General features: G+C 62.7%; 21 protein-coding genes and 2 pseudogenes. 10 read left to right on the top strand and 13 right to left on the bottom strand.

Going from position 1 to position 21,941, the window contains the following annotated elements; genetic code table 11:
• Positions 1 to 235: 235 nt before the first annotated feature.
• The 4 genes from P1U48_RS03155 to lgt form a co-directional block, all read right to left on the bottom strand.
• Positions 236 to 373 (bottom strand): hypothetical protein, encoded by a 138-nt coding sequence (locus P1U48_RS03155; RefSeq protein WP_301067113.1) that lies wholly within the window; start codon positions 371 to 373, stop codon positions 236 to 238.
• Between the two features lie 248 nt (positions 374 to 621).
• On the bottom strand, positions 622 to 1,377 hold the full coding sequence (pgeF, locus tag P1U48_RS03150) for a peptidoglycan editing factor PgeF (RefSeq protein ID WP_301067111.1): 756 nt from the start codon (positions 1,375 to 1,377) through the stop codon (positions 622 to 624).
• On the bottom strand, positions 1,374 to 2,474 hold the full coding sequence (locus P1U48_RS03145; protein WP_301067109.1) for an SAM-dependent methyltransferase: 1,101 nt from the start codon (positions 2,472 to 2,474) through the stop codon (positions 1,374 to 1,376). The genes pgeF and P1U48_RS03145 overlap by 4 nt, the downstream gene beginning before the upstream one ends.
• Before the next feature lie 11 nt (positions 2,475 to 2,485).
• Entirely contained in the window at positions 2,486 to 3,382 is an 897-nt protein-coding gene (gene lgt, locus P1U48_RS03140; RefSeq protein ID WP_301067107.1) for a prolipoprotein diacylglyceryl transferase, read from the bottom strand.
• Between the two features lie 94 nt (positions 3,383 to 3,476).
• On the opposite strand from lgt, the gene P1U48_RS03135 reads away from it, so the two are divergent.
• Together P1U48_RS03135 and P1U48_RS03130 are read left to right on the top strand one after the other, a co-directional pair.
• Positions 3,477 to 3,719: an accessory factor UbiK family protein gene (locus P1U48_RS03135; RefSeq protein WP_301067105.1), complete on the top strand. Its 243-nt coding sequence runs from the start codon at positions 3,477 to 3,479 to the stop codon at positions 3,717 to 3,719.
• A 122-nt stretch (positions 3,720 to 3,841) separates the two neighbouring features.
• Entirely contained in the window at positions 3,842 to 6,268 is a 2,427-nt protein-coding gene (locus tag P1U48_RS03130; RefSeq protein ID WP_301067103.1) for a methyl-accepting chemotaxis protein, read from the top strand.
• A 197-nt stretch (positions 6,269 to 6,465) separates the two neighbouring features.
• Here P1U48_RS03130 and P1U48_RS03125 read toward each other — a convergent pair whose 3' ends face one another.
• The 6 genes and pseudogenes from P1U48_RS03125 to P1U48_RS03100 form a co-directional block, all read right to left on the bottom strand.
• Positions 6,466 to 7,299: a ferredoxin--NADP reductase gene (locus P1U48_RS03125; protein WP_301067101.1), complete on the bottom strand. Its 834-nt coding sequence runs from the start codon at positions 7,297 to 7,299 to the stop codon at positions 6,466 to 6,468.
• A gap of 65 nt (positions 7,300 to 7,364) precedes the next feature.
• Positions 7,365 to 7,799 (bottom strand): DUF934 domain-containing protein, encoded by a 435-nt coding sequence (locus tag P1U48_RS03120; protein ID WP_301067300.1) that lies wholly within the window; start codon positions 7,797 to 7,799, stop codon positions 7,365 to 7,367.
• Between the two features lie 12 nt (positions 7,800 to 7,811).
• Positions 7,812 to 8,555, bottom strand: a pseudogene (locus P1U48_RS03115) (phosphoadenylyl-sulfate reductase); the annotation flags it as partial.
• Complete coding sequence (locus P1U48_RS03110; protein ID WP_301067098.1) at positions 8,548 to 10,212, bottom strand: nitrite/sulfite reductase; 1,665 nt, start codon at positions 10,210 to 10,212, stop codon at positions 8,548 to 8,550. The gene P1U48_RS03110 and the pseudogene P1U48_RS03115, both read right to left, overlap by 8 nt.
• 16 nt (positions 10,213 to 10,228) lie before the next feature.
• The gene (locus tag P1U48_RS03105; protein WP_301067096.1) at positions 10,229 to 10,531 is read right to left on the bottom strand and encodes a DUF2849 domain-containing protein; all 303 of its coding nucleotides are present in this window, start codon (positions 10,529 to 10,531) and stop codon (positions 10,229 to 10,231) included.
• Positions 10,531 to 11,535, bottom strand: a complete 1,005-nt coding sequence (locus P1U48_RS03100) for an NAD(P)-dependent oxidoreductase (protein ID WP_301067094.1) — start codon at positions 11,533 to 11,535, stop codon at positions 10,531 to 10,533. Before P1U48_RS03100 ends, P1U48_RS03105 begins: the two co-directional genes overlap by 1 nt.
• Positions 11,536 to 11,681: 146 nt before the next feature.
• On the opposite strand from P1U48_RS03100, the gene P1U48_RS03095 reads away from it, so the two are divergent.
• The gene (locus P1U48_RS03095) at positions 11,682 to 12,143 is read left to right on the top strand and encodes an Lrp/AsnC family transcriptional regulator (RefSeq protein WP_301067092.1); all 462 of its coding nucleotides are present in this window, start codon (positions 11,682 to 11,684) and stop codon (positions 12,141 to 12,143) included.
• Here P1U48_RS03095 and P1U48_RS03090 read toward each other — a convergent pair.
• Complete coding sequence (locus P1U48_RS03090) at positions 12,115 to 12,690, bottom strand: glycosyltransferase family 87 protein (RefSeq protein WP_301067091.1); 576 nt, start codon at positions 12,688 to 12,690, stop codon at positions 12,115 to 12,117. The two genes, P1U48_RS03095 and P1U48_RS03090, sit on opposite strands and share 29 nt — an antisense overlap.
• A gap of 87 nt (positions 12,691 to 12,777) precedes the next feature.
• Entirely contained in the window at positions 12,778 to 13,326 is a 549-nt protein-coding gene (locus P1U48_RS03085; RefSeq protein WP_301067088.1) for a pseudouridine synthase, read from the bottom strand.
• A 108-nt stretch (positions 13,327 to 13,434) separates the two neighbouring features.
• Between P1U48_RS03085 and P1U48_RS03080 the strand changes: the two genes are divergently transcribed.
• From P1U48_RS03080 to P1U48_RS03070, 3 genes are all read left to right on the top strand, one after another.
• On the top strand, positions 13,435 to 13,704 hold the full coding sequence (locus P1U48_RS03080; RefSeq protein ID WP_301067086.1) for a hypothetical protein: 270 nt from the start codon (positions 13,435 to 13,437) through the stop codon (positions 13,702 to 13,704).
• 881 nt (positions 13,705 to 14,585) lie between these two features.
• Positions 14,586 to 15,773, top strand: coding sequence for a TAXI family TRAP transporter solute-binding subunit (locus P1U48_RS03075; RefSeq protein WP_301067085.1), 1,188 nt, complete (start codon positions 14,586 to 14,588; stop codon positions 15,771 to 15,773).
• Positions 15,774 to 15,890: 117 nt separating this feature from the next.
• Positions 15,891 to 17,831 carry a TRAP transporter fused permease subunit gene (locus P1U48_RS03070; RefSeq protein ID WP_301067083.1) on the top strand — a complete coding sequence of 647 codons (1,941 nt, stop codon included), beginning with the start codon at positions 15,891 to 15,893 and terminating at the stop codon, positions 17,829 to 17,831.
• Here P1U48_RS03070 and P1U48_RS03065 read toward each other — a convergent pair.
• On the bottom strand, positions 17,812 to 18,546 hold the full coding sequence (locus P1U48_RS03065) for a helix-turn-helix domain-containing protein (RefSeq protein WP_301067081.1): 735 nt from the start codon (positions 18,544 to 18,546) through the stop codon (positions 17,812 to 17,814). The genes P1U48_RS03070 and P1U48_RS03065 overlap by 20 nt on opposite strands.
• A 145-nt stretch (positions 18,547 to 18,691) precedes the next feature.
• On the opposite strand from P1U48_RS03065, the gene P1U48_RS03060 reads away from it, so the two are divergent.
• The 4 genes and pseudogenes from P1U48_RS03060 to ugpC all read left to right on the top strand — a co-directional run bounded on the left by P1U48_RS03060 (position 18,692) and on the right by ugpC (position 21,750).
• The gene (locus P1U48_RS03060) at positions 18,692 to 19,012 is read left to right on the top strand and encodes a hypothetical protein (protein ID WP_301067079.1); all 321 of its coding nucleotides are present in this window, start codon (positions 18,692 to 18,694) and stop codon (positions 19,010 to 19,012) included.
• 91 nt (positions 19,013 to 19,103) lie between these two features.
• Positions 19,104 to 19,946, top strand: a complete 843-nt coding sequence (locus P1U48_RS03055; RefSeq protein WP_301067077.1) for an ABC transporter permease subunit — start codon at positions 19,104 to 19,106, stop codon at positions 19,944 to 19,946.
• Positions 19,947 to 19,985: 39 nt separating this feature from the next.
• Positions 19,986 to 20,669 carry a GntR family transcriptional regulator gene (locus P1U48_RS03050; protein WP_301067075.1) on the top strand — a complete coding sequence of 228 codons (684 nt, stop codon included), beginning with the start codon at positions 19,986 to 19,988 and terminating at the stop codon, positions 20,667 to 20,669.
• Positions 20,670 to 20,708: 39 nt separating this feature from the next.
• Positions 20,709 to 21,750: pseudogene (ugpC, locus tag P1U48_RS03045) on the top strand (sn-glycerol-3-phosphate ABC transporter ATP-binding protein UgpC).
• The last annotated feature ends 191 nt before the right edge of the window (positions 21,751 to 21,941 follow it).

Below are 21,941 nucleotides of genomic sequence, written 5' to 3'. Positions count from 1 at the left end.
AAGTCAAAGAATTGCAGGCATTGTGCACGATGCGAGGGGTAATCCGCAGGTGCGGATCCGCTTCGTTTCCGAACGCCGGGGTAGGGCCACAATCTGGCCACATTGGGCCGCAATGCGGCCACATTTGCGCCGAATCACTGTCGTGACGAAGGCGTCAAGATTTCGATGGAGTTAACTGCGGATCGGTCCGCGTCTACCAGGAGCCCGGTCAGGCCCTGGCCACAGGCGATGCGGTTCAGGCGGCCTTTGGGGTGGCGGCATCGCGACGGACGTTCAGGGATTTGCGGGTGCCGCGGTGGAACGGCAGCGGCGCATAGTCGGCCTTGGAGGCTTCGATCACCGATTTCATCCAGCGTTTTTGTTTCGTCCGCATCGGAAAGTTCCTTCCACTATCTGGCACCGGGGGTCTGGTGCGATAGGTCCAGGATGCCGCTGGTTTGGGGCCGACGAAGGGCAAAAACAGACTATTTTTCGAATCTTTGATTTTTCTTTGATGGTTGCCCCTATGAATCAAGGCAGCGGGTCAAAGCCATGAAAACAAGGGTATTGGTGGAAAACCCGGCGCGTGATGTCGCGAATTCAGGCAGAATCCGGGCGCGATTTGCCGCAAGTGTGACGTGATTACAGCCGGATGGTCGAGATCAGCCGTCCGTAGTCGGCTTCGCCCAGATGGGTGGTGCGGCGATAGGAATAAAACCGGTCGGGGTCGGAATAGGTGCAATGCCGGGTCCATTCCGCCTGACCCACACCGGCGCGCCTGAGCCGGTAGAGCCCATAGGCGGGCAGGTCGAACAGCATCCGGTCGCCGTGGCCATTGGCAAAGAACCGGGTATTGGCCTGATCCTCGGCGAGGAAGTCGTCCAGAAACTCCGGCCCGACCTCATAGGCGGCCTGGCTGATGCTCGGCCCGATTACCGCCGTGATCCTGTCGCGCGCGGCACCGAGGGTTTCCATCGCCTCGATCGTCGCCTCAAGCACCCCGTCCAGCGCCCCGCGCCACCCGGCATGGGCGGCGCCGATCACCCCGGCCTCGGCATCGGCAAACAGCACCGGCTGGCAATCGGCGGTCAGCACCGCCAGCACCATGCCGGGCTGATCGGTGACGATCCCGTCGGCCTGTTCGGGGGTGTCGCGGGTCGGATCGGCCACCACGGCACGGGCCGAATGGACCTGATGCAGCCCCTGCAGCTCCGCGGATGTCGTCTGCATCGCCTCGGCCACCCGGTTGCGGTTGATGGCGACGATTTCCGCCAGATCAGAGGATCCATGGCCGCAGTTCAGCCCGGCGAAGACGCCGGAGGAGGCGCCGCCGCGCCGGGTAAAGAACCCGTGCCGGATCGGCGCCAGCGCGTCGGAGGTCAGGATTTCCAGCGTCATGCCTGCGGTCCCCGGGTCTGCAGCCTCATGGCTTCAAGCCCCGGCGGCGGGCTGGCCTGGCTTGGATAAAATGCAATCACCTTAAAGAGCGTCCCCATTTCCTGCGGATGGGTCAAGCGGCGATGTGCGGCAATGTGACCGGAAAGCGCGTCACCGCTCAACCGATCGGCCAGCCGCTGCGCGCGCTCGGTGATCCCCAGCCGTTCCAGAAACACCCCCTGCGGTGTCAGCAGGCTGTGGGCCGAGGCGGCGTCGGCCAGCGTTTCGAAATCGACATGTGCGGTCAGGTCGGCGGTGCCGGGATCGGCCAGCGGATCGGTCGGGGCGTGGCCGCGCAGTGCCTGAAAGGTATCGCCAAGGGCGTGCCAATCGCCGTAATCGACGATCAGCGCCGCACCGCCATGGGTTTCGATCCGGGTGCTGATCGCCTGGGCGATGGCGGCGGCACCGGGGCAGATCTCGACAATATCGCCCTCGGCGGTGTCGCTCAGGCGGTGCTGCAAGGCGCCAATCGGGGCAGGCGGCGACAGCCCCAGGCTCAGCGCGCCTGCCGTCGCCCCGACCACGGTTTCGCGCCAGAGGTCGCCGCTGCGGCGAAACTGGCGGATCGGCAGGGCGTCAAAGAATTCATTGGCGATCAACAGCAGCGGCTGTTCCGGCAGTTCGCTGACCTGGTCATGCCAATGTGCCGGATGACCGGCCAAGGCCGCCTGCTGACGGGCGCGCAGCACCGGCGAGGCCTCGACCAGATGCAGCTCGACCGCGGCGTGAAACCCCGGCACATGCGCGGTGGCGCGCAGCACATCGGCGATCAGCGTGCCCCGGCCCGGCCCCAGCTCGGCCAGGGTCACCGGCGACGGCGCGCCTTGGTCCAGCCAACTCTGCGCCAGGCAGAGGCCGATCAGCTCTCCGAACATCTGGCTGATCTCGGGGGCGGTGATGAAATCGCCGTCGCGGCCCAGCGGATCGCGGCTGGTGTAATAGCCATGCACCGGATGCAGCAGGCAGGCCGCCATGTAATCGGACAGCGGCATTGGCCCCTCGGCGGCGATCCGGCGCAGCAGGATGGCGCGCAGGTCCATGTCACCGCGGCTCATGTCACTGGCGCTCATGTCACTGGCGCGCGACGCAGCGCCAGGACGACCAGTGCCAGCCCGATCAGAATCATCGGCAGCGACAGCAGCTGACCCATGGTGATGCCAAGGCTGTCGGTCAGCCGCAGCACATGGCCATAGGGGTTGTCGGGGCTGATGAATTGCCCATCCGCCAGGCGAAAGAATTCGACGAAGAACCGGGCGAGGCCATAGAGGGTCAGGAACAGCCCGGTGGTCAGCCAGGGCCGTCTGAACGCGCCAAAGCGCCAGACCGCCAGCGCCAGGATCAGCCCCAGCAGCAGCCCCTCAAGCCCGGCCTCATAAAGCTGTGAAGGGTGCCGCCCGCAAATTCCGATGACACCGGGGCAATTCTGCGCCGCTGGCCCGGGAAAGGCGACAGCCCAGGGCACATCGGTTGGCCGCCCCCAAAGCTCGTTATTGATGAAGTTCGCGATTCGGCCCAGCCCGATGCCGATCGGCGCTACCAATGCCAGGGCATCGGCGGTGCTGGCCAGGGATACGCCCTTGGCCCGGCACCAGATCAGCGTCGCGACGCAGACCCCGGCAAAGCCGCCGTGAAACGCCATGCCGCCCTGCCACAGCTTGATGATGTCGCCGGGATGCGACAGGTAATACCCCGGCTGATAGAGCAAAACAAAAGCCAGCCGCCCGCCGACGATGATGCCGATGACCAGCCAGAACAGCAGATCCTCCAGCGCCTCGCGGTCCATTGGCGCGGTGTTGCCGGGCCAGAGCGTCGGGCGTGCCAGGGCCCGCCGGATCAGCAGATAGCCCAGGACCACGCCGCCGATATAGGCCAGCGCATACCAGCGCAGCGCCAGTTCGATCCCGAACAGGGTGATCGAAACCAGCTCGGGTGCGATATCGGGAAATGAAATGACCGCCTGCATGGGCGCATCTGTCGCCGTGGCGGCAGACGAAGTCAACCTTGCGGCGCGGTGCTGTGCAGCGCATATAAAGACAAAGCCATGACCGGAGGGCCGGATGCAGACCCGTTCGAAATTCTTCGACGATATGTCGAAACTGATGACCAATGCGATGGGCGTTGCCCAGGGCGCCAAGGACGAGGCCGACACCGCGTTCAAGTCGATGATCGACCGCTGGCTGGCGGATCGCGACTTTGTCACCCGCGAGGAATTCGACGCGGTGCGGGCGATGGCGCAAAAAGCGCGCGAAGAAAACGCGGCATTGGCGGCGCGGATCGCGGCGCTGGAAGCCGGGAAATAGGCTGGCCGGCCCGCTGGGTCTTTCAAATAGATCCTAGTTTCGGACCGGGCGACCCGAGTCCAGTCAACCGAACCTTCACACCAAGGCGATTAGCTGCCCCGGAATAGCTCTGGAGGCTTCCCTTGTTTCGATCACTGCTGTCTCGCCTGTCGCTGCGCCTGCTCGCCACTGGCATTATCTCAATCACCATGGTTTTGGCCCTGCTGTTCACCGGCGCCTTTGCGGTGATCCTGATCGAGGTCGAGAAATCCGAGGATCAGGCGCATCTTCTCAGCTCTCGGGCCAATCCGCTGGAATCGGCGGTGAACAATCTGGTCGCCGCCCTCGGCTATGGCGGGATGATCCACAATCTGCAAAACGCGATGATCCGGGGCGGGATCGAGTATTCCGACAGGGCGCGGCGGCGGATTGGTGCGGCATTTGCGGCGCTGGACGACGTGGCGGCGCTCGACCGCGACAGCGCCGAGGATGTGGCGATCCTCCGCGCCGTGGTTCAGACCTATGAAAGCGGGCTGGCCAAGATGGAAATGTCGCGTGTCGCTGCGGTGATGCCCGATCTTCTGGCCGTCGATGACGCGGCGGCGGTGGCTTCGCTGGATCGGATCATCGCCCGCCTCGCCGTCGCGGATGCGGTGCCGATTGGCAAGGGGCAGAAACTGCGCGATCTGAAACGCAGCATCGGCTATGGCGGCGCGATCCACGACCTGAAATCCTATGTGTTGGGCCTGGACCCCGACGATGCCAGGGCGGCCGAGGTCGGGTTCCGCGCCGGATTGGGCGAAATCGTCGATCTGCGCGCCATTGGTGCGGAAACCGGCCTGTCTTCTGCGGAATCTGATGCGCTGATGGTGCTGCAGATCACTCTTGAGGATTACCTCGTCGGGCTCGGCAAGGCACGCGACGTCGCTGCAACGGGCGCCGGTGCTGCGGCGATCGATGCGGCGATCGAAGTTGATGATGCCCCGGCCATTGCTGCTTTGGCCGTGCTCGACCGGGCGCTGCTTCTGGATGTCGAGGCCACCACGCGGCGGCTGGGTCAATTGCTGACCCGCACCAAGTGGATCGCCCGGATCGTTGGCGGGGTGGAGATTTTCCTCGGAATCGCGATCTTCTCCATCGTTGCCTTTGCCCTGATAAACGGCGCGGTGCGCCCGGCGGCGCGCATCGTTACGGCGATGAAACGTCTGGCTGCGGGCGATGCCGACGTGGATTTTCCGGACCAGAACCCGCGCACCGAAATCGGGGTGATCGCCGGTGTCGCGGCGCAATTCTCCGAGACCTTGAAGAACAACAAAAGGCTGCGCGCCGAATCCGAAACCCATGCGCGGGAACAAGAGGCGATGGCACGCGAACAAACCCGCCTGCTGGAGGAACAAAAGGCCCTGCAGGTCCAGATGCAGCAGGCGGCGGAAAGCGCCCGCATCCGCCAATCCAAACAGGAATGCTTGCAGGAGCGGATCACCCTGGTGGTCTCGGCGGCAAGTTCCGGCGAATTTTCGGGCCGGATCGAGCAGGATTTCGGCCAGAAGGATCTGGATGAGTTGGCGCGCCAGTTCAACGATCTGATGTCCGGCTTCGCGCATGGGATCGATGCGGTGGCAGCGGCGATCCAGGACATGGCGCGCGGCAATCTCGGCGCCCGGATGGAGGGCGAATTTGGCGGCGCCTTTGCCCGGCTGCAAACCTCGTTCAACGAGGCGGTCGGCGAAATTGGTCGTCTAGTCCGCGAGGTTCTGTCGAACGCCGGCAGCATCGATTCCGAGGCCAGCGCCATCGCCACCGCCTCGGCCGATCTGTCGCGGCGCACCGAGATGCAGGCGGCCACGCTGGAAGAAACCGCAGCGGCGGTGACCGAACTGGCCGCCTCGGTGAAATCGGTGGCCGAAAATTCAGGCGAGGCGCGGGGCATGGCCAACCGTGCCGGGGCGGTCGCCGACGAAAGCGGTGCCGTGGTCGACAGCGCGGTCGCGGCGATGGACCGGATCGTCGCTGCCTCGGCCAAGATCTCAAAGGTGACCGCCCTGATCGATGACATCGCATTCCAGACCAATCTGTTGGCCCTGAACGCCGGAGTCGAGGCCGCTCGCGCCGGGGAAAGCGGCCGTGGCTTTGCCGTCGTCGCCACCGAAGTGCGTGCCCTGGCGCATCGCTCCTCGGACGCGGCCAAGGAAATCAACGCCCTGATCGCCGCCAGCGAGGGCGAGATCAGCGCCGGGGCCGACAAGATCAGCAAGGCCGGTGAATCGATCCGCGAAATCGCCGCCTATGTCACCCAGCTGCGCGAGGCGATCGACACGGTGGCCAATGCGACCTCGGAACAATCGGTGTCGCTGGAAGAGGTGAACGCAGCGATGAACCAGCTCGACAATGTGACTCAGCAGAATGTCGCGATGTTCGAGGAAACCAGCGCCTCGACCGTCGCGCTGCGCTCGCGCTCGGCCGAACTGGTCGAGGCCGGGTCGCGGTTCCACACCGGCGGCGCGGCAGAGGATGGCTGGCACAGCCACGAGAGGCCATCTGGCCCGCTGGTGGCGGTGGTCGTGCGCTAGGGCGCGGAACGGGGGTGCTGTCTTATAGATTCGGGATCGTCACGGGAATGGCGTCAAATCCTGGCAAATCCCTTTCCGGAGTTTGCGGATGGGTCTCACCATCTTCAATAACTCGGCAATTTCTGTGCCACCCGGGGCCAAACCTGCTGGTTTAACAGTGATCCGTTGGCGCGGCCGCAGCGATTTCATGCGCGGCTTCAGCCGACAAAAGCCTTTTCGACCACATATTCCTTGGGCTCGGAATTGGCGCCTTCGCGCAGCCCGTGGCTTTCCAGAATGCGCTTGATGTCGAGGTTCAGCCCCATCGAGCCGCAGACCATCGCCCGGTCGTGTTCCGGCCCGAAATCGGTGATGCCGAGGTCGCGGAACAGGGTGCCATCCTCAAGCAGGTCAGTGACCCGGCCCATCTTGGCGCTCGGCTCGCGGGTGGTGGTCGGGTAATAGACCAGCTTGTCCAGCCCGTCGCCAATCAGCTCGCGCAGCATTTCGTCACTGCGCACGGTTTCGACCAATTGCCGGCCATATTCCAGATCGGCAACACTGCGGCAGGTGTGGGTCAGGATGACCTTGTCGTAATCCTCATAGGTCTGCGGATCGCGGATCAGCGAGGCGAAGGGCGCGATGCCGGTGCCGGTGGCAAAGAACCAGCAGCGTTTTCCGGGCAGCAGCGCGTCATGCACCAGGGTGCCGACCGGTTTCGGGCGCAGGATGATCTCGTCCCCCGGCTCGATATGTTGCAGCCGCGAGGTCAGTGGGCCGTCCTGCACCTTGATCGAATAGAACTCCAGCTCCTCATCCCAGGCGGGCGAGGCGATGGAATAGGCCCGCAGCAGGGGTTTGCTCTTGCCGGTCTTGGGATCGGGGTCGCCCATCAGCCCGATCATCACGAATTCGCCAGAGCGAAAGCGCAGGGTCGCGGGCCGTGTCACCCGGAAAGAAAACAGCCGGTCGGTCCAATGGGTGACCTTGGTCACCACCTGCGCGTCAGGCAGGCTCGGCTGTTTGGGGCTGTCGGTCCGGGTGTCGGTCATGGTCATGCTCGTTCAAGGGCCTGTTGGCCCCCCTCTAGTTTCTTATTCCGTAAATGGAAAGTGTTTCAGCCCTGCCGCAGCCGCGATTGATAGTCATGGACCTGCCAATTGGCGCGGAACCGCCATTGCGCCTCGGGCTGGCGGGTGGCCAGATCGGCGGAGATTTCAACCTCGTCAAAGCCCGAGCGCCGCGCCATCGTATATTGATCGGCGATCACATGGCCCTTGGCCCGCAACCGGCCCTGATAGCCGCGCAGCCGCAGCTGCCGGGCGATGGAAAAGCCGCGCCCATCCGAAAAGCTGGGGAACTCGATGCGGATCAGCCCGGGCGCGCTGCCGAGGTCGACAGCGGCCGGATCGGTGTCAGAGCCAAGGTCGAGCACCGCCTTCGCGGCCCAATCATCACTGGCAAAGCCAGTATCGGTGACGATCACCGGTTCCGGCACCGGTTCCGGCGCATTTGCTGCCAGGGGTGTCGGTTCGCTCACAGGGTCAGTCATCGGGTCACTCCTTCGCACCACCTTGCCATCGACAATATGGATGCCGCATTCGTTCTTGTCCTGGCCGCGCCAGCGTCCGGCGCGGGGGTCCTCGCCTGCCGCCACCGGTGAGGTGCAGGGCGCACAGCCAATCGAGGGATAGCCGCGCGCCACCAGAGGATGCCGTGGCAGGCGGTTTTCGTCCATATAGGCGCGCACGTCTTCGGGCGCCCAATGCGCCAGCGGGTTGACCTTGATCCGGGTCGGGCCATCGGTCTCAAAGAATTCCAGTGTCGCACGGGTGCTGCCCTGAAACCGTTTGCGCCCGGTGATCCAGCCGTCGAAACCGGCCAGCGCCCGTTGCAGCGGCACGGTCTTGCGCAGATCACAGCAGGCATCGGTGTCGAATTGATGCAGGGTTCCGTCCGGGTCCTGCCGGGCCAGCGCGATATCATCGGCGCGGATTACCCGCACGTCGCGCAGATTCAGCCGCTCGGCCAGCTCCTGCTGATAGGCCAGGGTTTCCGGGAACAGCAGCATCGTGTCGATGAACAGTACCGGGGTGCTGCGGTCGATCATCGACAGCAGATGCAGCAGCACCACCGATTCCGCACCAAAGGATGAGACCAGGGTCAGCCGCCCGGCCTGCGGATCCTTCAGCGCGCGCTCCAGCACCGCGGTCGCGCCGTGATGCTCATAGCGCGCGTTCAGATCGGCGATCCGGGCGGCTTGGGCCGCGGGGGCCTCGCCGCTGAAATCCAGCGCGGCCTCAGGCATCGACGGTTTCCTTATCATAGAGTGCCGCCTTGAACGGCGCGGTCCCGATCCGCCGATAGGTGTCGAGGAAGGTTTCCGCCGGGCTGCTGCGTTCGGCCAGATAGGTGCGGATGATACGCTCGATCGCATCGGTCACCTCGTCATAGGCAAAACCCGGCCCCATCCGTTCGCCGATCACCGCATCCTCGGTGTGATTGCCGCCCAGGGTGATCTGATAATTCTCCACCCCGGCCCGGTCGAGGCCCAGAATGCCGATATGGCCGACATGGTGGTGCCCGCAGGCGTTGATGCAGCCCGAGATCTTGAGTTTGAGCGGGCCGATGTCATGCTCCAGCTTCAGCGCCTTGAACCGTTCGGCGATCTCCTGTGCCACCGGGATCGCCCGAGCCGTCGCCAGGGAACAATAATCCATGCCCGGGCAGGCGATGATATCGCTGATCAGACCGATATTGGCGGTCGCCAGATCGGCGGATTTCAGAGCCGCGTGCACAGCGGGCAGGTCGGATTTGTGGATATGCGGCAGCACCACGTTCTGCTCATGGCTGATCCGCAGCTCATCATGGCCGAATTGTTCGGCCAGATCGGCCATCACCCGCATCTGTTCGGCGCTGGCGTCGCCCGGGGTGGCACCGTGTTTCTTGAGGCTGATCGAGGCGATGGCATAGCCTGGCGCCTTATGCTCGGCCAGGTTGGTATCGCACCAGTCGCGGAACACCGGATCGGCGGCATAGGCGGCGTCAAAAGCGTCGATGGGTGCGGATTTGAATGCGGGCGGGGCAAATTGCGCCTCGATATCGCCCAAAACCTCTTGATCGACGCCCGAGAACAGCGGCTTGCGTTTAAGGAATTCTTCCTCGACCATCGCGCGGATCTTGTCGATGCCGTTTTCATGCACGGTGATCTTGACCCGGGCCTTGTATTTATTGTCGCGGCGTCCCAGCAGGTTGTAGACGCCGACGATCGCCTCGAGATAGGGCAGCAGATCGGCGCGCGGCAGGAACGCGCGTACCACCTTGGCGATCATCGGGGTGCGGCCCAGACCGCCACCGACCAACACCTCGAACCCCGGCTCGCCCGCATCGTTGCGGATCATCCTGAGGCCGATGTCATGGGATTTCACCACCGCCCGATCATTGGGGCTGCCGGTGACGCCGATCTTGAATTTGCGCGGCAGGAACTGGAATTCCGGATGGTCGGTGGACCATTGCCGGATCAACTCGGCCACCGGGCGCGGATCAGCGATTTCATCCGCCGCAGCCCCGGCGAAATGATCGGCGGTGACATTGCGGATGGTGTTGCCCGAGGTCTGGATCGCATGCATCCCGACCTCGGCCAGCGCGTCGAGGATATCGGGAACCTCGCTGAGTTTCGGCCAGTTATACTGGATGTTCTGCCGGGTGGTGAAATGGCCATAGCCGCGATCCCAGCGTTCGGCGATCATCCCCAGCTGCCGCATCTTGGCAGAATTGAGCGTGCCATAGGGGATCGCCACCCGCAGCATATAGGCGTGCAATTGCAGATAGAGCCCGTTCATCAGCCGCAGCGGCCGAAACTCGTCCTCGGTCAATGAGCCGTCGATGCGGCGTTGCACCTGGTCGCGGAACTGATCGTTGCGCGAGGCCAGAAAGGCGCGGTCGAAATCGTTGTATTGATACATTGCGGATTGGCGCGGGTTACGCGCACTCCTCCTGCTTGCCATGGAAATAATTGGACGGGCCAGTGCGGCGGAAATCCTCGCGGAAATGGCGCGGTTCGGGGCCGTTGGCGCCGGGGGCCATATCGGCGAGATAGGCGCCGACGATTTCGCCGCCGCGCCGCTCTGCCTCAAGCAGCCGCAGATCCGCATGCGCCGGATCGTTGATCAGCTCGGCCTCGGCCAGGTCACGTGACCAGCGGTCATCGGCGGTGAGATAGACCACATCGCCCTCGATCAGGGCGTTGGCGGTCACGACTTTCGGGATAAAGGCGCGGGACATCAGGCGGTTTCCTTCAGGGCAGGGGGGCGGGCGTGGCCCGGCAGGCCGGGAATGTCAGTGACGGGCAGGCCCGAGGCGCGGCAGCCCTCGATCAGGGCATCGGGCAGCGGTGTGGCCGAGATATAGAGGACAGCGGTGCCCCCGGCGGCCTGCGCGGTCAGCAGGCGCGGCATCGGCGGCACGTCGACCGGGTGCTTCAGCGCGATGAACCGCGCCTCGCGTCGGGCCAGCTCCAGCACCGCCGGTGCGATGGCGGCATCGTGGATCACCACATCCGCCCGATCCAGCGCCTTGCGCGCCTTCAGGGTCAGCAGGTCGGGATCGTCAGAGCCGGTCCAGGTCAGGGTGATCTGCCCCGCTGGCGCTGTCGCCGTCAGGTGCCGGTCAAGCAGCAGGCTCAGCGCCGGGTCGAGCGCCAGGGCGCCGCCTGCGTCAAAGGCCTCGGGCCCGTCGCGATCAAAGAACTCCGCCCAGAAGGCGCGGCGACGGCGCCCGGCGGGCAGCCGCTCCACCGCCTTGCGAAAGGTCTGCGCGGCGCGGGTCAGTGGCCCCAGGCTGGTCGGCAAGCGGGCCTCAAGGTCGGCCTTGATCTGCCGGGCCAGCATCGGGGCGGCACCTTCGGTGCCAATCGCGATGCAGACCGGATCACGGTCGACCATCGCCGGGGTGATAAAGGCGCTGCCGTTCAGATCGTCGACGATATTGGCCAGAACCCCGGCCTCGGCGGCCAACGCGGCGGTGCGGGCATCGTGCGCCGCGTCCTCATCGGCGGCATAGGCCAACCGCGCGCCGACCAAATCTTCGGGGTGCAATGCGCGCCGATGCAGCGCGATCCGGCCGGCATTGGCCAGGTCGACAAGCTCGGGCGCGGGTGCCTCGGCAAAGACGCTGATCCGTGCCGGGGTTTTCAGCAGCAGCCGCAATTTCGCCAGCGCCGCCGCGCCGCCGCCCGACATCACGATGTGGGCCTGTTCCATATTCACGAAGATCGGAAAGTGCCGCATGGCACACCTCTTTCAGATCAGTTTGACTTGCCCGCCAATCTAGGAAATATTCCCATTACATGGCCAGTAGGGCGATTTAATAAGAACTCTGTTCTAATCTGGGGCACTCCAAGGTCGGATGTTCCGAAAAACCGGAGAAGTTGGAAATGTCCGTCCGCCTAGATGAGACCGACCGGAAAATCCTTTCGCAATTGCAGCAGGACGCGGGCCAGTCGCTGGACGAAATCGCCCGAAAAGTCGGGTCATCCAAGACCCCGGTGTGGAATCGGATCCGCAAATTGCGCGAGGCGGGGGTGATCGGCGCGCAGACGGTCATTCTGGACGCCGAGTTGCTGGGTTTCGAAGCCTGTTTCTTTGTGCTGATCCGAACCTCGGAACATGACGCGAACTGGCAGGCGCGATTTCTCGACACCCTGAACAAGCGCCCCGAGGTGCAAGAGGCGCATCGGCTGGCAGGGGAAATCGACTATATCCTCAAGGTCCGGGTGCGCAATGCGCGGGCCTATGACGCCTTTTATCAGGCGCTGATTTCAGAGGTGAAGGTGCATAACGTCACCGCTCTTCTGTCGATGGAAGAGATCAAATCGACCACCGCGCTGCCGATCTGAGCGGCGGCCCGGCCAGGGCGCGGCCGCGCAGCGACCACAGGCAGAACCCGCCGATCAGCGCGGCGCTGAGAAACCCGTTCTGGCCATAGCGCACGCAGACCACCGCGGCGGGCAGCACCATCAGCGCCGCGCCCCCGGCCTGGGCTATCCCGAGACGGTTGAGGATCAAGAGCCAGGCGGCAAAGCCACCACCGACAATCATCAGATAGGCCAGCGCTTGTGGCAGCAGCGCCAGCACCGCCGCGATCAGGTTGAATTGCGGCGGGTAAGTATAGGGCATGAACGCGGAAAAGCCGGGCTGGGTTTGCTGCAACGGGGCGAAATCGGCACTGTGATAGGCCTGCGCCAGATTGCCCGACAGCGCCAGTTTCCCGGCCAGGTGAAAGACATGGAAATCGACAAAGGCCGCCGATTGGCCGAGCAGGCCAGGCAGCCCGATCTGCGCTGCGGTGACCGCGATCAGCACCGCGATCATCGCCAGGATCAGCCGGATGCTGGAGGCGCGCAGCCCGACCAGCGGGGGGGCCACACGGGGATGGAAACTCATGCTCTGCTCGCTGCGCCTCGAACCGACTTTTTGGGGCGTTGTTGTGTTTTCTTATGCCAGAATCCCATGATCCAGGCAATCCAAGCCTCAGGCATCGCGCCAGTCGCCGGGGCGCAGCCCGCCCAGGTGCCAATGGCCGACCTGCGCGCGGATCAGCCGCAGGGTCGGGTGCCCGACATGCGCCGTCATTCGTCGCACCTGCCGGTTGCGCCCCTCGCTGATGCTGATCTCAAGCCAGCAATCGGGCACCGATTGACGCTGACGGATCGGCGGGTCGCGCGGCCAAAGTGCCGGTGGCTGGTCGATCCGGCGCACCTGGGCCGGACGGGTGGCGCCGTCGTTCAGGGTGACGCCCGCGCGCAGGGCCGTCAGCGCCGCCTCATCCGGCAGCCCCTCGACCTGGGCCCAGTAGGTTTTCGGCGTCTTGTGGCGCGGGTTGGCGATCCGCGCCTGCAACTTGCCGTCATCGGTCAACACCAGCAGCCCCTCGCTGTCGCGGTCCAGCCGCCCGGCGGCATAGATCCCGGGGATGTCGATGAAATCCGACAGGGTCCGCCGCTTGCTGCCGGAGGTGCCCCGGTCGGTGAATTGCGACAGCACGTCGAACGGTTTGTTGAACAGGATGGTGCGGGCCATGCGGCTGGCATAGCCGGATGCGACTGAAAGCGGAAGGGTCTGGCGCGGCGGGCGGGAATGGCTACCCTGATGCCACGCAATGTGAAGGCTGGTCGGAAGGCAGGACGAATGAGCATTCTCGCAATTTTCTGGCTGGTGGTTGCCGGGGCGATCTTCGCGCTCTGGACCTATCTGGCCTACGCCGTGCTGTTTCGCCTGCGCCGGGATGCGGTGACAGAGAGCGGGCGGATGTTTCCCGGTCTGGGCGCGACGTTGAAAAGCTTTGCCGGATTTCTGCGCCGCCCCGATTATGCCCGCGAGCGTCGGCGCATGTGGTGGCTGACGCTGCTGTTGTTCGCGGTGATCGGGCTGCGGCTGGTGGTCTTGTCCAACCTCTAGCGCCGCCACCGGGCAGATCAAAGACTGACAGGCGCGGCCAATGTGGTCAGCACGGGCCCCGGTATAGGGCCGCGGTCAGGGGGGGGTATGGCTGCCCATTCAGATGTCGAGGTGATCGGCACCGGTCTGGCCGGGCCGGTCGCGGCGGCTATCACGGGTATAGCGTGCTGGAGGGCACCTTCCTGGGCGGCTGCCTGTTTTCGCGGCGGGCGGCAGGTCAGGAGGCCTAGGGGCGGCCCGCCAGACCGGTCCGTTTCCCCGGTCAAAACTGTCAGCCGCATCAATCGAAGGCGACATGATCCGTGCGTAAATGCGTATTGGCGATCTCACTTAGATTGATGGCAGGGTGTTAGGTCTGTGGTCACCTTCAAACAGGCCAAATCGGCGCCCGCGCGGAAAACATAGAAATATGTATCGGCGGGATTGCGCGCATCCGAAGCTCGAAGCCTACCTGGTTCAGGGTCAGCGGTTGCGAGGTCGCGAGCCGGTGTTGGCATGGCGCATCGGGACTGACCACATCGGGCTGGGGTGCCTTTGGAAAATTGACCCGGTCGACAGCCAGTCAAGTGTTTGGAACTCCATGGATTTTCGAAGCATTCGAATCATATGGCTTTGACCCGTAGCAGTGGCCTCGGGCTGTTTGCATGGAAAATTCCGTCAGCCTTCATTTCCACATATGTATTTTAATGTCGGCTGAATATACATATGTATATAGCCATTGCCCATGTTGCTGGATGCAATTCCGCCGAGTAACTTTATTTCAAGGCGGAGCTGTTTTCGAGATGTGCATGCCTTTTTCAGGTGTCTCAAAGGATCAGTAAAACCGCCTGTAAACGCATTTGAGGTTTCGCAAGAAAACCTTAAATGAATGGGAGGAATACATGAAATTCAAAGTTCAAAACCGGGCAATTACCGGATTGGCGTTGGTTGCCATGCTGTTGGCGACGCCGCTCGCGGCGCAGGACGATTTCAAATGGCCACGGCTGTTGGTCATTGGCACGCCTGGCACCTCGACCGGGTCCTTCGCCTCGACCAATGGCTGGGCGCCGGTGATGCAACAGGAAACCGGAATGACGGTGCGGGTGGTTCCGAACGGGGCCGAGCCTGAGCGTTACAAACGGCTGGTCGATCGCAGGGACATTCAGATTTCCTCGGTCTCGGCCTCGGAAATGCGGTTTCAAATCCAGGGGATCGGCGGTTATGCGGCGGTGCCCGCGAAATCGATGCGGATGATCTGGCACCACAACGACACGCCCTGGGGCTTTGTCACCAGCGGCAAATCCGGTGTGACGGCGCTTGAAGATCTTAAAAAGGGCGGGCTGAAATTTGCCCAGGCCGCGTCATCGCCAGCGATGACCGATGCGGTCAAGGTTGGTATGCCCGCTTACTTGGGGATGACCCAGGAAGAGGTGGACAGCAAGATCACCTATGTTCCGACCTCGTCCTATGGCGAGAACTGCAAATCCGTGGTCGAGGGCAAGGCCGATATTGCCTATTGCTCGCCGATCTCGTCGGTGTTGTCGGAAATGGAAGCGGCGCCCGGTTCGATCCGCTGGCTGCCGATGCCGGCGGACAATCCCGGTTGGGCCGCCTATCTGAGCTTCAACCCGATGTTGGTGCCTGCGACCTTCACCGTCGGCGTTTCCAGCGCCAAGGGCGTGCCCGGGGCAACCTCGAACTTTGTCTATACGGTGCCGACCGATGCGGACGAGGATTTCGTTTATCACATGGCGAAATGGTTCGACACGAGTTTTGCCACTTACTCAAAAACCCACATGCTGGCGGCGCGTATGAGCCGCGAATTGTGGCGTGGCTACCTTGATCGGACTCCGATGCCTGTGCATGCGGGCACTGTGCGTTATCTGAGGGAAATCGGTGTCTGGACCGATGCTGACGACAAGTGGAACGGCGAAGCGATTGCCACCATGGATGCCTGGATTGCGGCCCGTGACGCGGCGTTGAAAGACGCCCGGAACCAGAAGGTCGAGATCAATTTCGAGAATCCCGAATATCTGGCGATTCTGGAAAAGCACACCAAAGGTCTGACCGAGTTCCGGTCGCGCCTCTAAGCTTTGTCGGCGATTGGGGTGGTCGTTCGCGACCGCCCCAGAACGGTTTTCCAAAATACCGCGCGGCAACGCTGCGGCAGCCTCAGGCATATCGAAATGACACAAACCACGTCCCCCATGACACAACCAGTAATCGAGGAAGAGGCGATGCCTCAGGGTGAGATCACCCGCCTCGGCGCGCTGTTTTCCTGGCAGAGCATCCTGTTCGTCGTGCTCTGCGTTGCCGGGCTGGCGCTTGGCATCAACTATATATTTGGTTTGCAGGCAACTGGCGGCCTCATGCTGGAGGCCCAGTATTACTGGATCTTCATTGGTCTTTTTGGCGCCGCCTCCTTTGTCGCGCTGCCCGCGTTCAAGGGGCAAAAGAACGTGCCCTGGTATGATCTGGTTGCCGGGGGGGCGATCATGGTCATCAGTTTCTGGTTTTCCACCCATGCCTGGGACATGGTCCAGTCCGGCTGGGTGAGTGTGCCGTTCGGCATCCTGATCTATCTGCTGATGCTGGAACTGGCACGGCGGTCAGGCGGTATCCCGTTTCTGGTCGTGGTGATCGTGCTTGGGCTCTATCCGCTGATCGCCGACCGGCTGCCCGGGATAATGATGGGCATTCCCTATAGTTTTGACCGGATGATCGAATACCATGTCTTCAACACCGAGGGTCTGATGGGGGTCACCACCAAGGTTGTGGCCGAGATTATCCTGGGTTTTCTGGTGTTTGCCGGGGTGCTTCTGGCCACCGGGGCCGGGGATTTCTTTATCGATCTGGCCAATGCGGGCTTCGGCAAATATCGCGGTGGCCCGGCCAAGGTGTCGATTGTCGCCTCGGGCTTTTTCGGATCGCTTTCCGGGTCGATCTTTTCCAACATCGCGGGCACCGGGTCGATCACCATTCCGACGATGAAAAAGGTTGGCTACCCGCCGCATTACGCCGCCGCAATCGAGGCCTGCGCCTCGACCGGAGGGGTGGTGATGCCGCCGGTGATGGGGGCGATTGCCTTTGTCATGGCGATCACCATCGGGGTAGATTACGCGACGGTGATGATCGCAGCGATCCTGCCGTCGTTTCTCTATTACTTCGGACTGATGCTGCAGGTTGACGCCTATGCGGCCAAGACCGGGATGCAGGGCATGTCGGCGGATCAGTTGCCCAAGGGCCGGGACGTGATGAAACGCGGCTGGCCCTATCTGCTGGTGATGATCTTTCTCACCTGGGGCCTGCTCTACATGCGTTGGGAATATTACGCGCCCTGGTATGCCTGTGTGCTGATGTTCGTGCTGAGCTTTCTGCGCAAAGATACGATGATGACCCCATTGCGTATTTTCGAAACGATACGTGCCATCGGGGTGCTGATCGCGCAATCGGCTGCGATCATCCTGCCCATCGCCTTTGTGGTGTCAGGTCTGACAATCACCGGGGTGACCGGGTCGATGACCTCGTCGCTGGTGCAGGCGGGCGGCGACAACGTCTATCTCATCATCGCGCTGGGGGTGCTGGCCTGTTTTGTAATGGGCATGGCCGGGCTGGCCATCGTGGCCTATATCTTTCTCGCCGTCACCCTGGCGCCAGCAATCATCGAGATCGGCGGGCTGAACGAAATCGCGGTGCACTTCTTCATCATCTACTACGCGATGCTGTCAGTGATCACGCCACCGGTCGGCGCGGCGGCCTTTCTTGCCGCGACCATCGCCGGGGCCAAGCCGATGCAGAGCTCGTTCACCGCGATGCGGCTGGGGGTGGTGATCTACTTCGTGCCTCTGTTCTTTCTGTTCGAGCCATCGCTGGTGCTGCAGGGCGATCTGACGCCGCTGATCTATGTGCTGCCCTCGGTGATCATCGGGATCACCATTCTGGCAGGTGGCCTTGAGGGCTATCTGTTGGGGTTTGGCCGGGTGCGGACCATCTTGCGGCTGCCGCTGGCGATGGCGGGCTTTGCCTTCAGCTATCCCGGCATCTGGGGCACGGTGGTCGGTGGCATCGCCTGCGTGGTTCTGGTCGGGCTGGTCTGGCTGGACAACCGGGACAGTCGTGACAAGGCGGCTATTCAAAGCGCCCCATAAAATCCGCCATCAGGCGGAATATCTCGGGCTGCTTTTCGTCAAGGCGATTAAGCGGCCCGTGAATGGCCAGGGTGAAATAGCGTTTGTGACGGCCCTGCGGCATGTTGAAGGCGATCACCCCGACGCCCTCGTAGACCAGGTTGCGCGAATAGGTCCAGCCGCGCATTCGCCCGGTTTCCACGTGGCGCATCAGCACATCCAGGTCAACCCGCGGATAGCCGGAATTCGGCAAGGCATTCATGCGCCGCACCAGCTTTTCGATCTGCTCGTCCTTATGCCGCCCCAGCAACAGCCAGCCTGGCCCGGAAAAGGCCAATAACCGGCTGAACCCGATCGACGGGTTATAGGCAAACGTCAGCGAGCTGGGCACAGCATGGACGTATTGGGTGTAAAGGTCGGATTGGGTTCCCAGGGTGATTGCCTCCTGGGTGGCTTCTGACATTACGTTGATTTGATTAAAGATCGTCGGATCCTCGAAAATCTCGCGATCCACCCAGCGACCGAGTTCGGCAATCCGCATTGTCGGGAAATAGGTCCGGGTATAGCGATCGTGATCCAGATAGCCGAGCTTGACCAGGGTTTTCAGCAGTGCCGCCGTCGAAGAAGTCGGCCAGCCCTGGGTCTTGGCCACATCGTGCAATGTCATTGGCGCCCGGGTTTTTTCGAACATTTCGAGAATGAAAAAAACGCGCTCTGCGGATTTGACGAATGCCATTCGAGCTCCACCATATGTGCCATATGTGCCATATGTGCCATATGGTTCCATATCTTTAGGTCAAGCTCTGAAACCGGTAAACTCGGCTCTGTGTCGCAGCGGCTGCTGGAGGGGGACCGGGGCGCGTCGGCGCGGATGAGCTGGCGTGGCCGGGGTCATGGGGCGCGCGCTGACTGGCTTGGCCATGGCGGCGGTTCCGATTGCGGCGCAGGCTCAGGACGGGTTGGGAACCGCGAACAAGCCGATTGAATTGCGGATCGCGGCCAATGACTCCCATGCCAACCTCTGTCGGCAGCAGCTCGTGCCCGAGTTCAACAAGACTTGTCCCAAGATCATAAGGTGGTGGACAGTGGCCCCCTTGTTTTTCCGCTTCCGGCCAGGACCGGTCGGCACCGATTTAGCCCTGCAATGCGCGCCTCAAGCGGCGATTTCTGGAGTATCGCAAATACGCGCGGCAACTCTCTGACAAGTCCCTCGACAGGGAACTTGCAGCACTTGAGCGCTTCGATGTTTGGAACGGGCGCAAGGATTTCGGCAAGTTCCACATCGAATGGGCCATGGGGTTCCGAACTCACCTGGAACAGGCCAAGAGCGCGAGCGGCAAGCCTTTGGGCAAGTCTACCACCCGCGCCATTCTGGCAACCCTGCGCGAGTTCACATTGTGGCTTTCTCAGCAAGACGGTTTTCGCAGTCGGATCAGGGCAGCAGACGCGGACTATTTCAACTTGTCCCGCCGCGACGAGGCGGAGGCACGCGCCGCCCCAACCCGACCGGCCCCCAGCGTGAAGCAGGCGAAGCGGGCGCTGGCGATGATGCCCGCGACCACGCCACGCGAGATGCGCGACAAGGCGGTCTTTGCGCTGTTGTGTCTGACGGGCATCCGTGTGGGCGCTTTGATCTCCTTGCGGATTAAGCACGTCAATTTGGATGAGAAATCCGTGACGCAGAATCCGCGCGAGGTGGCAACCAAATTTGGTAAGAGCATCGACACCTGGCGCTGGACCCCGTTCATCGTGCTGATCGGCACCGCCGCGATGCTGGCCCTGCCCAAGGATGTATTCGAGACGGCAAGGATCGACGGCGCCAATTGGTGGTCGATGCTCCGGCAGATGGCGCTGCCATTGCTGGTGCCGATTTCCCTGCCCGGAATTCTGTCGACGCTGATATTCTCGATGATCCTCGCCTGGGAGGAATTGCTGTTCGCCCTGGTGCTGACCAATCGGGTGGCCTCGACCATCCCGGTGGCAATTGCCGGGATCGCCGGGGATACGATCAACGGCGCAAATTGGGGGGCCTTGACGGCGGTCGGCACGATCACCGTGGTTCCCGTCGTCATTTTCGCACTGCTGGTCCAGAAATGGTTGATCCAAGGATTGGCCGATGGCGCAACCAAAGGATAAGAACGGATCACCCCGACACTTAGGAAAGAGTGGCATGTGATGACACAGGACAACGGCTATATCACCAAGACCGAATTGGCGCGGCGGTATATCCAGAAAACGATTTTGTCCGGTCAGGTGCGCGCCGGGGACCGGGTGACCACTCGCGAGGTTTCGGACGCCCTCGGGGTGAGCGAAACGCCGATCCGCGAGGCGATCCGTTCGCTCAGCTCTGAGGGCTGGTTGACCGTGCAGAACCATGTCGGCGCTGTTGTGGCCTCGATACGGCCCGAGCAAATCCATGAGATCAGCGCTCTGCGCGGCGCCATCTGCGGCCTGGCGATCGAACTTAGCGGTGATTATTACGACGCCGCGATCCTGGCCCAGCTCGATGCCAACCTGGAGGCCGCGCACAAAGCGGTGGCCAATGGCGAGGTCCACGCCTTTGCCGAGCTCAACAGCAAATTCCACCATATGCTGTGCGACACGCCCTTTGCCCCGTGGTGCCTGCGGATCGTTGAAAACATGTTGGGGCTGATGTCATCGCAGCGGCATGGCTTTCCACCCGATCTTGCCCGTTTGAAACAGGCCGTTGGTGAGCATCAAGAGATCGTCGAGCACATTCGACGCGGCAACTATGCCGAGGCCGCAGCCGTAGCCCGGACCCATGAATTGAACGCCGGGATCTACCTTGTCGGCGCAATGCACGACGCCGGAATTTTCGAAAACCAAAGGGCCGGTTAGGCGCGTCAGATGCGTCCGGCGAGGGAGGAACAGGAACAGATGAGCCAGGTCGATATACGCAACATTCACAAATCCTATGGAACGCTGGAAGTGATCCACGGGATCTCGGTGCATATCCCCGACGGCGAATTCGTCGCGCGGGTCGGGCCGTCAGGCTGCGGCAAAACCACGCTTTTGCGGATGATCGCCGGGTTTGAGGACATCTCGGGTGGTGAATGACATCGCCCCCAAGGATCGTGACATCGCCATGGTGTTCCAGAACTACGCGCATTATCCGCATATGGATGTGCGGCCGAATATGGGGTTTGCGCTGCGCCAGCGAAAGTTCCCGAAACCTGAGATCGAGACAAGGGTGATGGAGGCGGCCCGGATTCTTGGGCTGGAGCCATTGCTGGACCGCTAGCCGCGGGCGCTTTCCGGTGGTCAGCGTCAGCGGGTGGCGATGGGCCGCGCCATCGCGCGCAATCCGAACGTGTTCCTTTTTGACGAACCGCTCTCCAATCTCGACGCCAAGCTGCGGGGGCAGATGCGCTCGGAAATCAAGGAGTTGCACCAACGGCTGGGCACCACCACGGTCTATGTCACTCATGACCAGATCGAGGCGATGACCCTGGCCGACCGGGTGGTGGTGATGAATGGCGGGGTGGTCGAACAGGTTGGCGCGCCGCTTGACCTCTATGACAATCCGGCCAGCCTGTGTGTCGCCGCCTTTATCGGATCCCCGCCGATGAATTTCTTTGAGGGCGATGCCGATGGCACCGCGCTGCGCCTCGATGACGGCACGGTTCTGACCCTGCCGATCCCGGATCCACAAGGGCGCGCCCGGTTGACCCTCGGGGTGCGTCCCGAACATCTGCTGCTGGCGGAAACCGGCTGGCCCGCGACCGTGGCGGTGGTCGAGCCGACCGGCTCGGAAACCCAGATCACCGCGCGGGTCGCCGGGAAACCGATCCGGGTGCTGATCCGTGGCCGCACCTCGGTCGAACCGGGGCAGACGATCCACCTGACCGCCACGGCCGATCATCTGCATTTCTTCGACGCCGGGCCGGTGCCTGACATTCTGCTGGCCGAAGACGACTGACAACGGGCCAAGACCCTGGGAGAAATGACAAGGGGAGCAACCGCAGGTTCTATCGCGACAGCGGCAGGCGGATGCGGCGCCATATGGCGAATTTCCTCAACACGACGAGGGAAGTGACCTCATTCGCCCGCATGGCCCGCATGCGCCGGATGACCGCATCCTGATGGGGCCGGGCGCAATCTTGTGGCATG

The sequence above is a fragment of the Pseudooceanicola sp. genome (assembly GCF_029213205.1).
In the GTDB taxonomy this organism is placed as follows: domain Bacteria; phylum Pseudomonadota; class Alphaproteobacteria; order Rhodobacterales; family Rhodobacteraceae; genus Pseudooceanicola.
This window is presented reverse-complemented; position numbering and strand designations above follow the sequence as displayed.

Excerpts from the sequence above, each read along its gene's own strand:
- P1U48_RS03125 (WP_301067101.1), bottom strand. The coding sequence starts at position 7,299 with ATGACCGACACCCGGACCGACAGCCCCAAACAGCCGAGCCTGCCTGAC.
- P1U48_RS03135 (WP_301067105.1), top strand. The coding sequence starts at position 3,477 with ATGCAGACCCGTTCGAAATTCTTCGACGATATGTCGAAACTGATGACC.
- pgeF (WP_301067111.1), bottom strand. The coding sequence starts at position 1,377 with ATGACGCTGGAAATCCTGACCTCCGACGCGCTGGCGCCGATCCGGCAC.
- P1U48_RS03110 (WP_301067098.1), bottom strand. The coding sequence starts at position 10,212 with ATGTATCAATACAACGATTTCGACCGCGCCTTTCTGGCCTCGCGCAAC.
- P1U48_RS03050 (WP_301067075.1), top strand. The coding sequence starts at position 19,986 with ATGACACAGGACAACGGCTATATCACCAAGACCGAATTGGCGCGGCGG.
- P1U48_RS03085 (WP_301067088.1), bottom strand. The coding sequence starts at position 13,326 with ATGGCCCGCACCATCCTGTTCAACAAACCGTTCGACGTGCTGTCGCAA.
- P1U48_RS03105 (WP_301067096.1), bottom strand. The coding sequence starts at position 10,531 with ATGTCCCGCGCCTTTATCCCGAAAGTCGTGACCGCCAACGCCCTGATC.
- P1U48_RS03145 (WP_301067109.1), bottom strand. The coding sequence starts at position 2,474 with ATGAGCCGCGGTGACATGGACCTGCGCGCCATCCTGCTGCGCCGGATC.
- P1U48_RS03075 (WP_301067085.1), top strand. The coding sequence starts at position 14,586 with ATGAAATTCAAAGTTCAAAACCGGGCAATTACCGGATTGGCGTTGGTT.
- P1U48_RS03095 (WP_301067092.1), top strand. The coding sequence starts at position 11,682 with ATGTCCGTCCGCCTAGATGAGACCGACCGGAAAATCCTTTCGCAATTG.
- P1U48_RS03055 (WP_301067077.1), top strand. The coding sequence starts at position 19,104 with ATGGGGTTCCGAACTCACCTGGAACAGGCCAAGAGCGCGAGCGGCAAG.
- P1U48_RS03090 (WP_301067091.1), bottom strand. The coding sequence starts at position 12,690 with ATGAGTTTCCATCCCCGTGTGGCCCCCCCGCTGGTCGGGCTGCGCGCC.
- P1U48_RS03080 (WP_301067086.1), top strand. The coding sequence starts at position 13,435 with ATGAGCATTCTCGCAATTTTCTGGCTGGTGGTTGCCGGGGCGATCTTC.
- lgt (WP_301067107.1), bottom strand. The coding sequence starts at position 3,382 with ATGCAGGCGGTCATTTCATTTCCCGATATCGCACCCGAGCTGGTTTCG.
- P1U48_RS03120 (WP_301067300.1), bottom strand. The coding sequence starts at position 7,799 with ATGACTGACCCTGTGAGCGAACCGACACCCCTGGCAGCAAATGCGCCG.
- P1U48_RS03100 (WP_301067094.1), bottom strand. The coding sequence starts at position 11,535 with ATGCGGCACTTTCCGATCTTCGTGAATATGGAACAGGCCCACATCGTG.
- P1U48_RS03155 (WP_301067113.1), bottom strand. The coding sequence starts at position 373 with ATGCGGACGAAACAAAAACGCTGGATGAAATCGGTGATCGAAGCCTCC.
- P1U48_RS03065 (WP_301067081.1), bottom strand. The coding sequence starts at position 18,546 with ATGGCATTCGTCAAATCCGCAGAGCGCGTTTTTTTCATTCTCGAAATG.
- P1U48_RS03070 (WP_301067083.1), top strand. The coding sequence starts at position 15,891 with ATGACACAACCAGTAATCGAGGAAGAGGCGATGCCTCAGGGTGAGATC.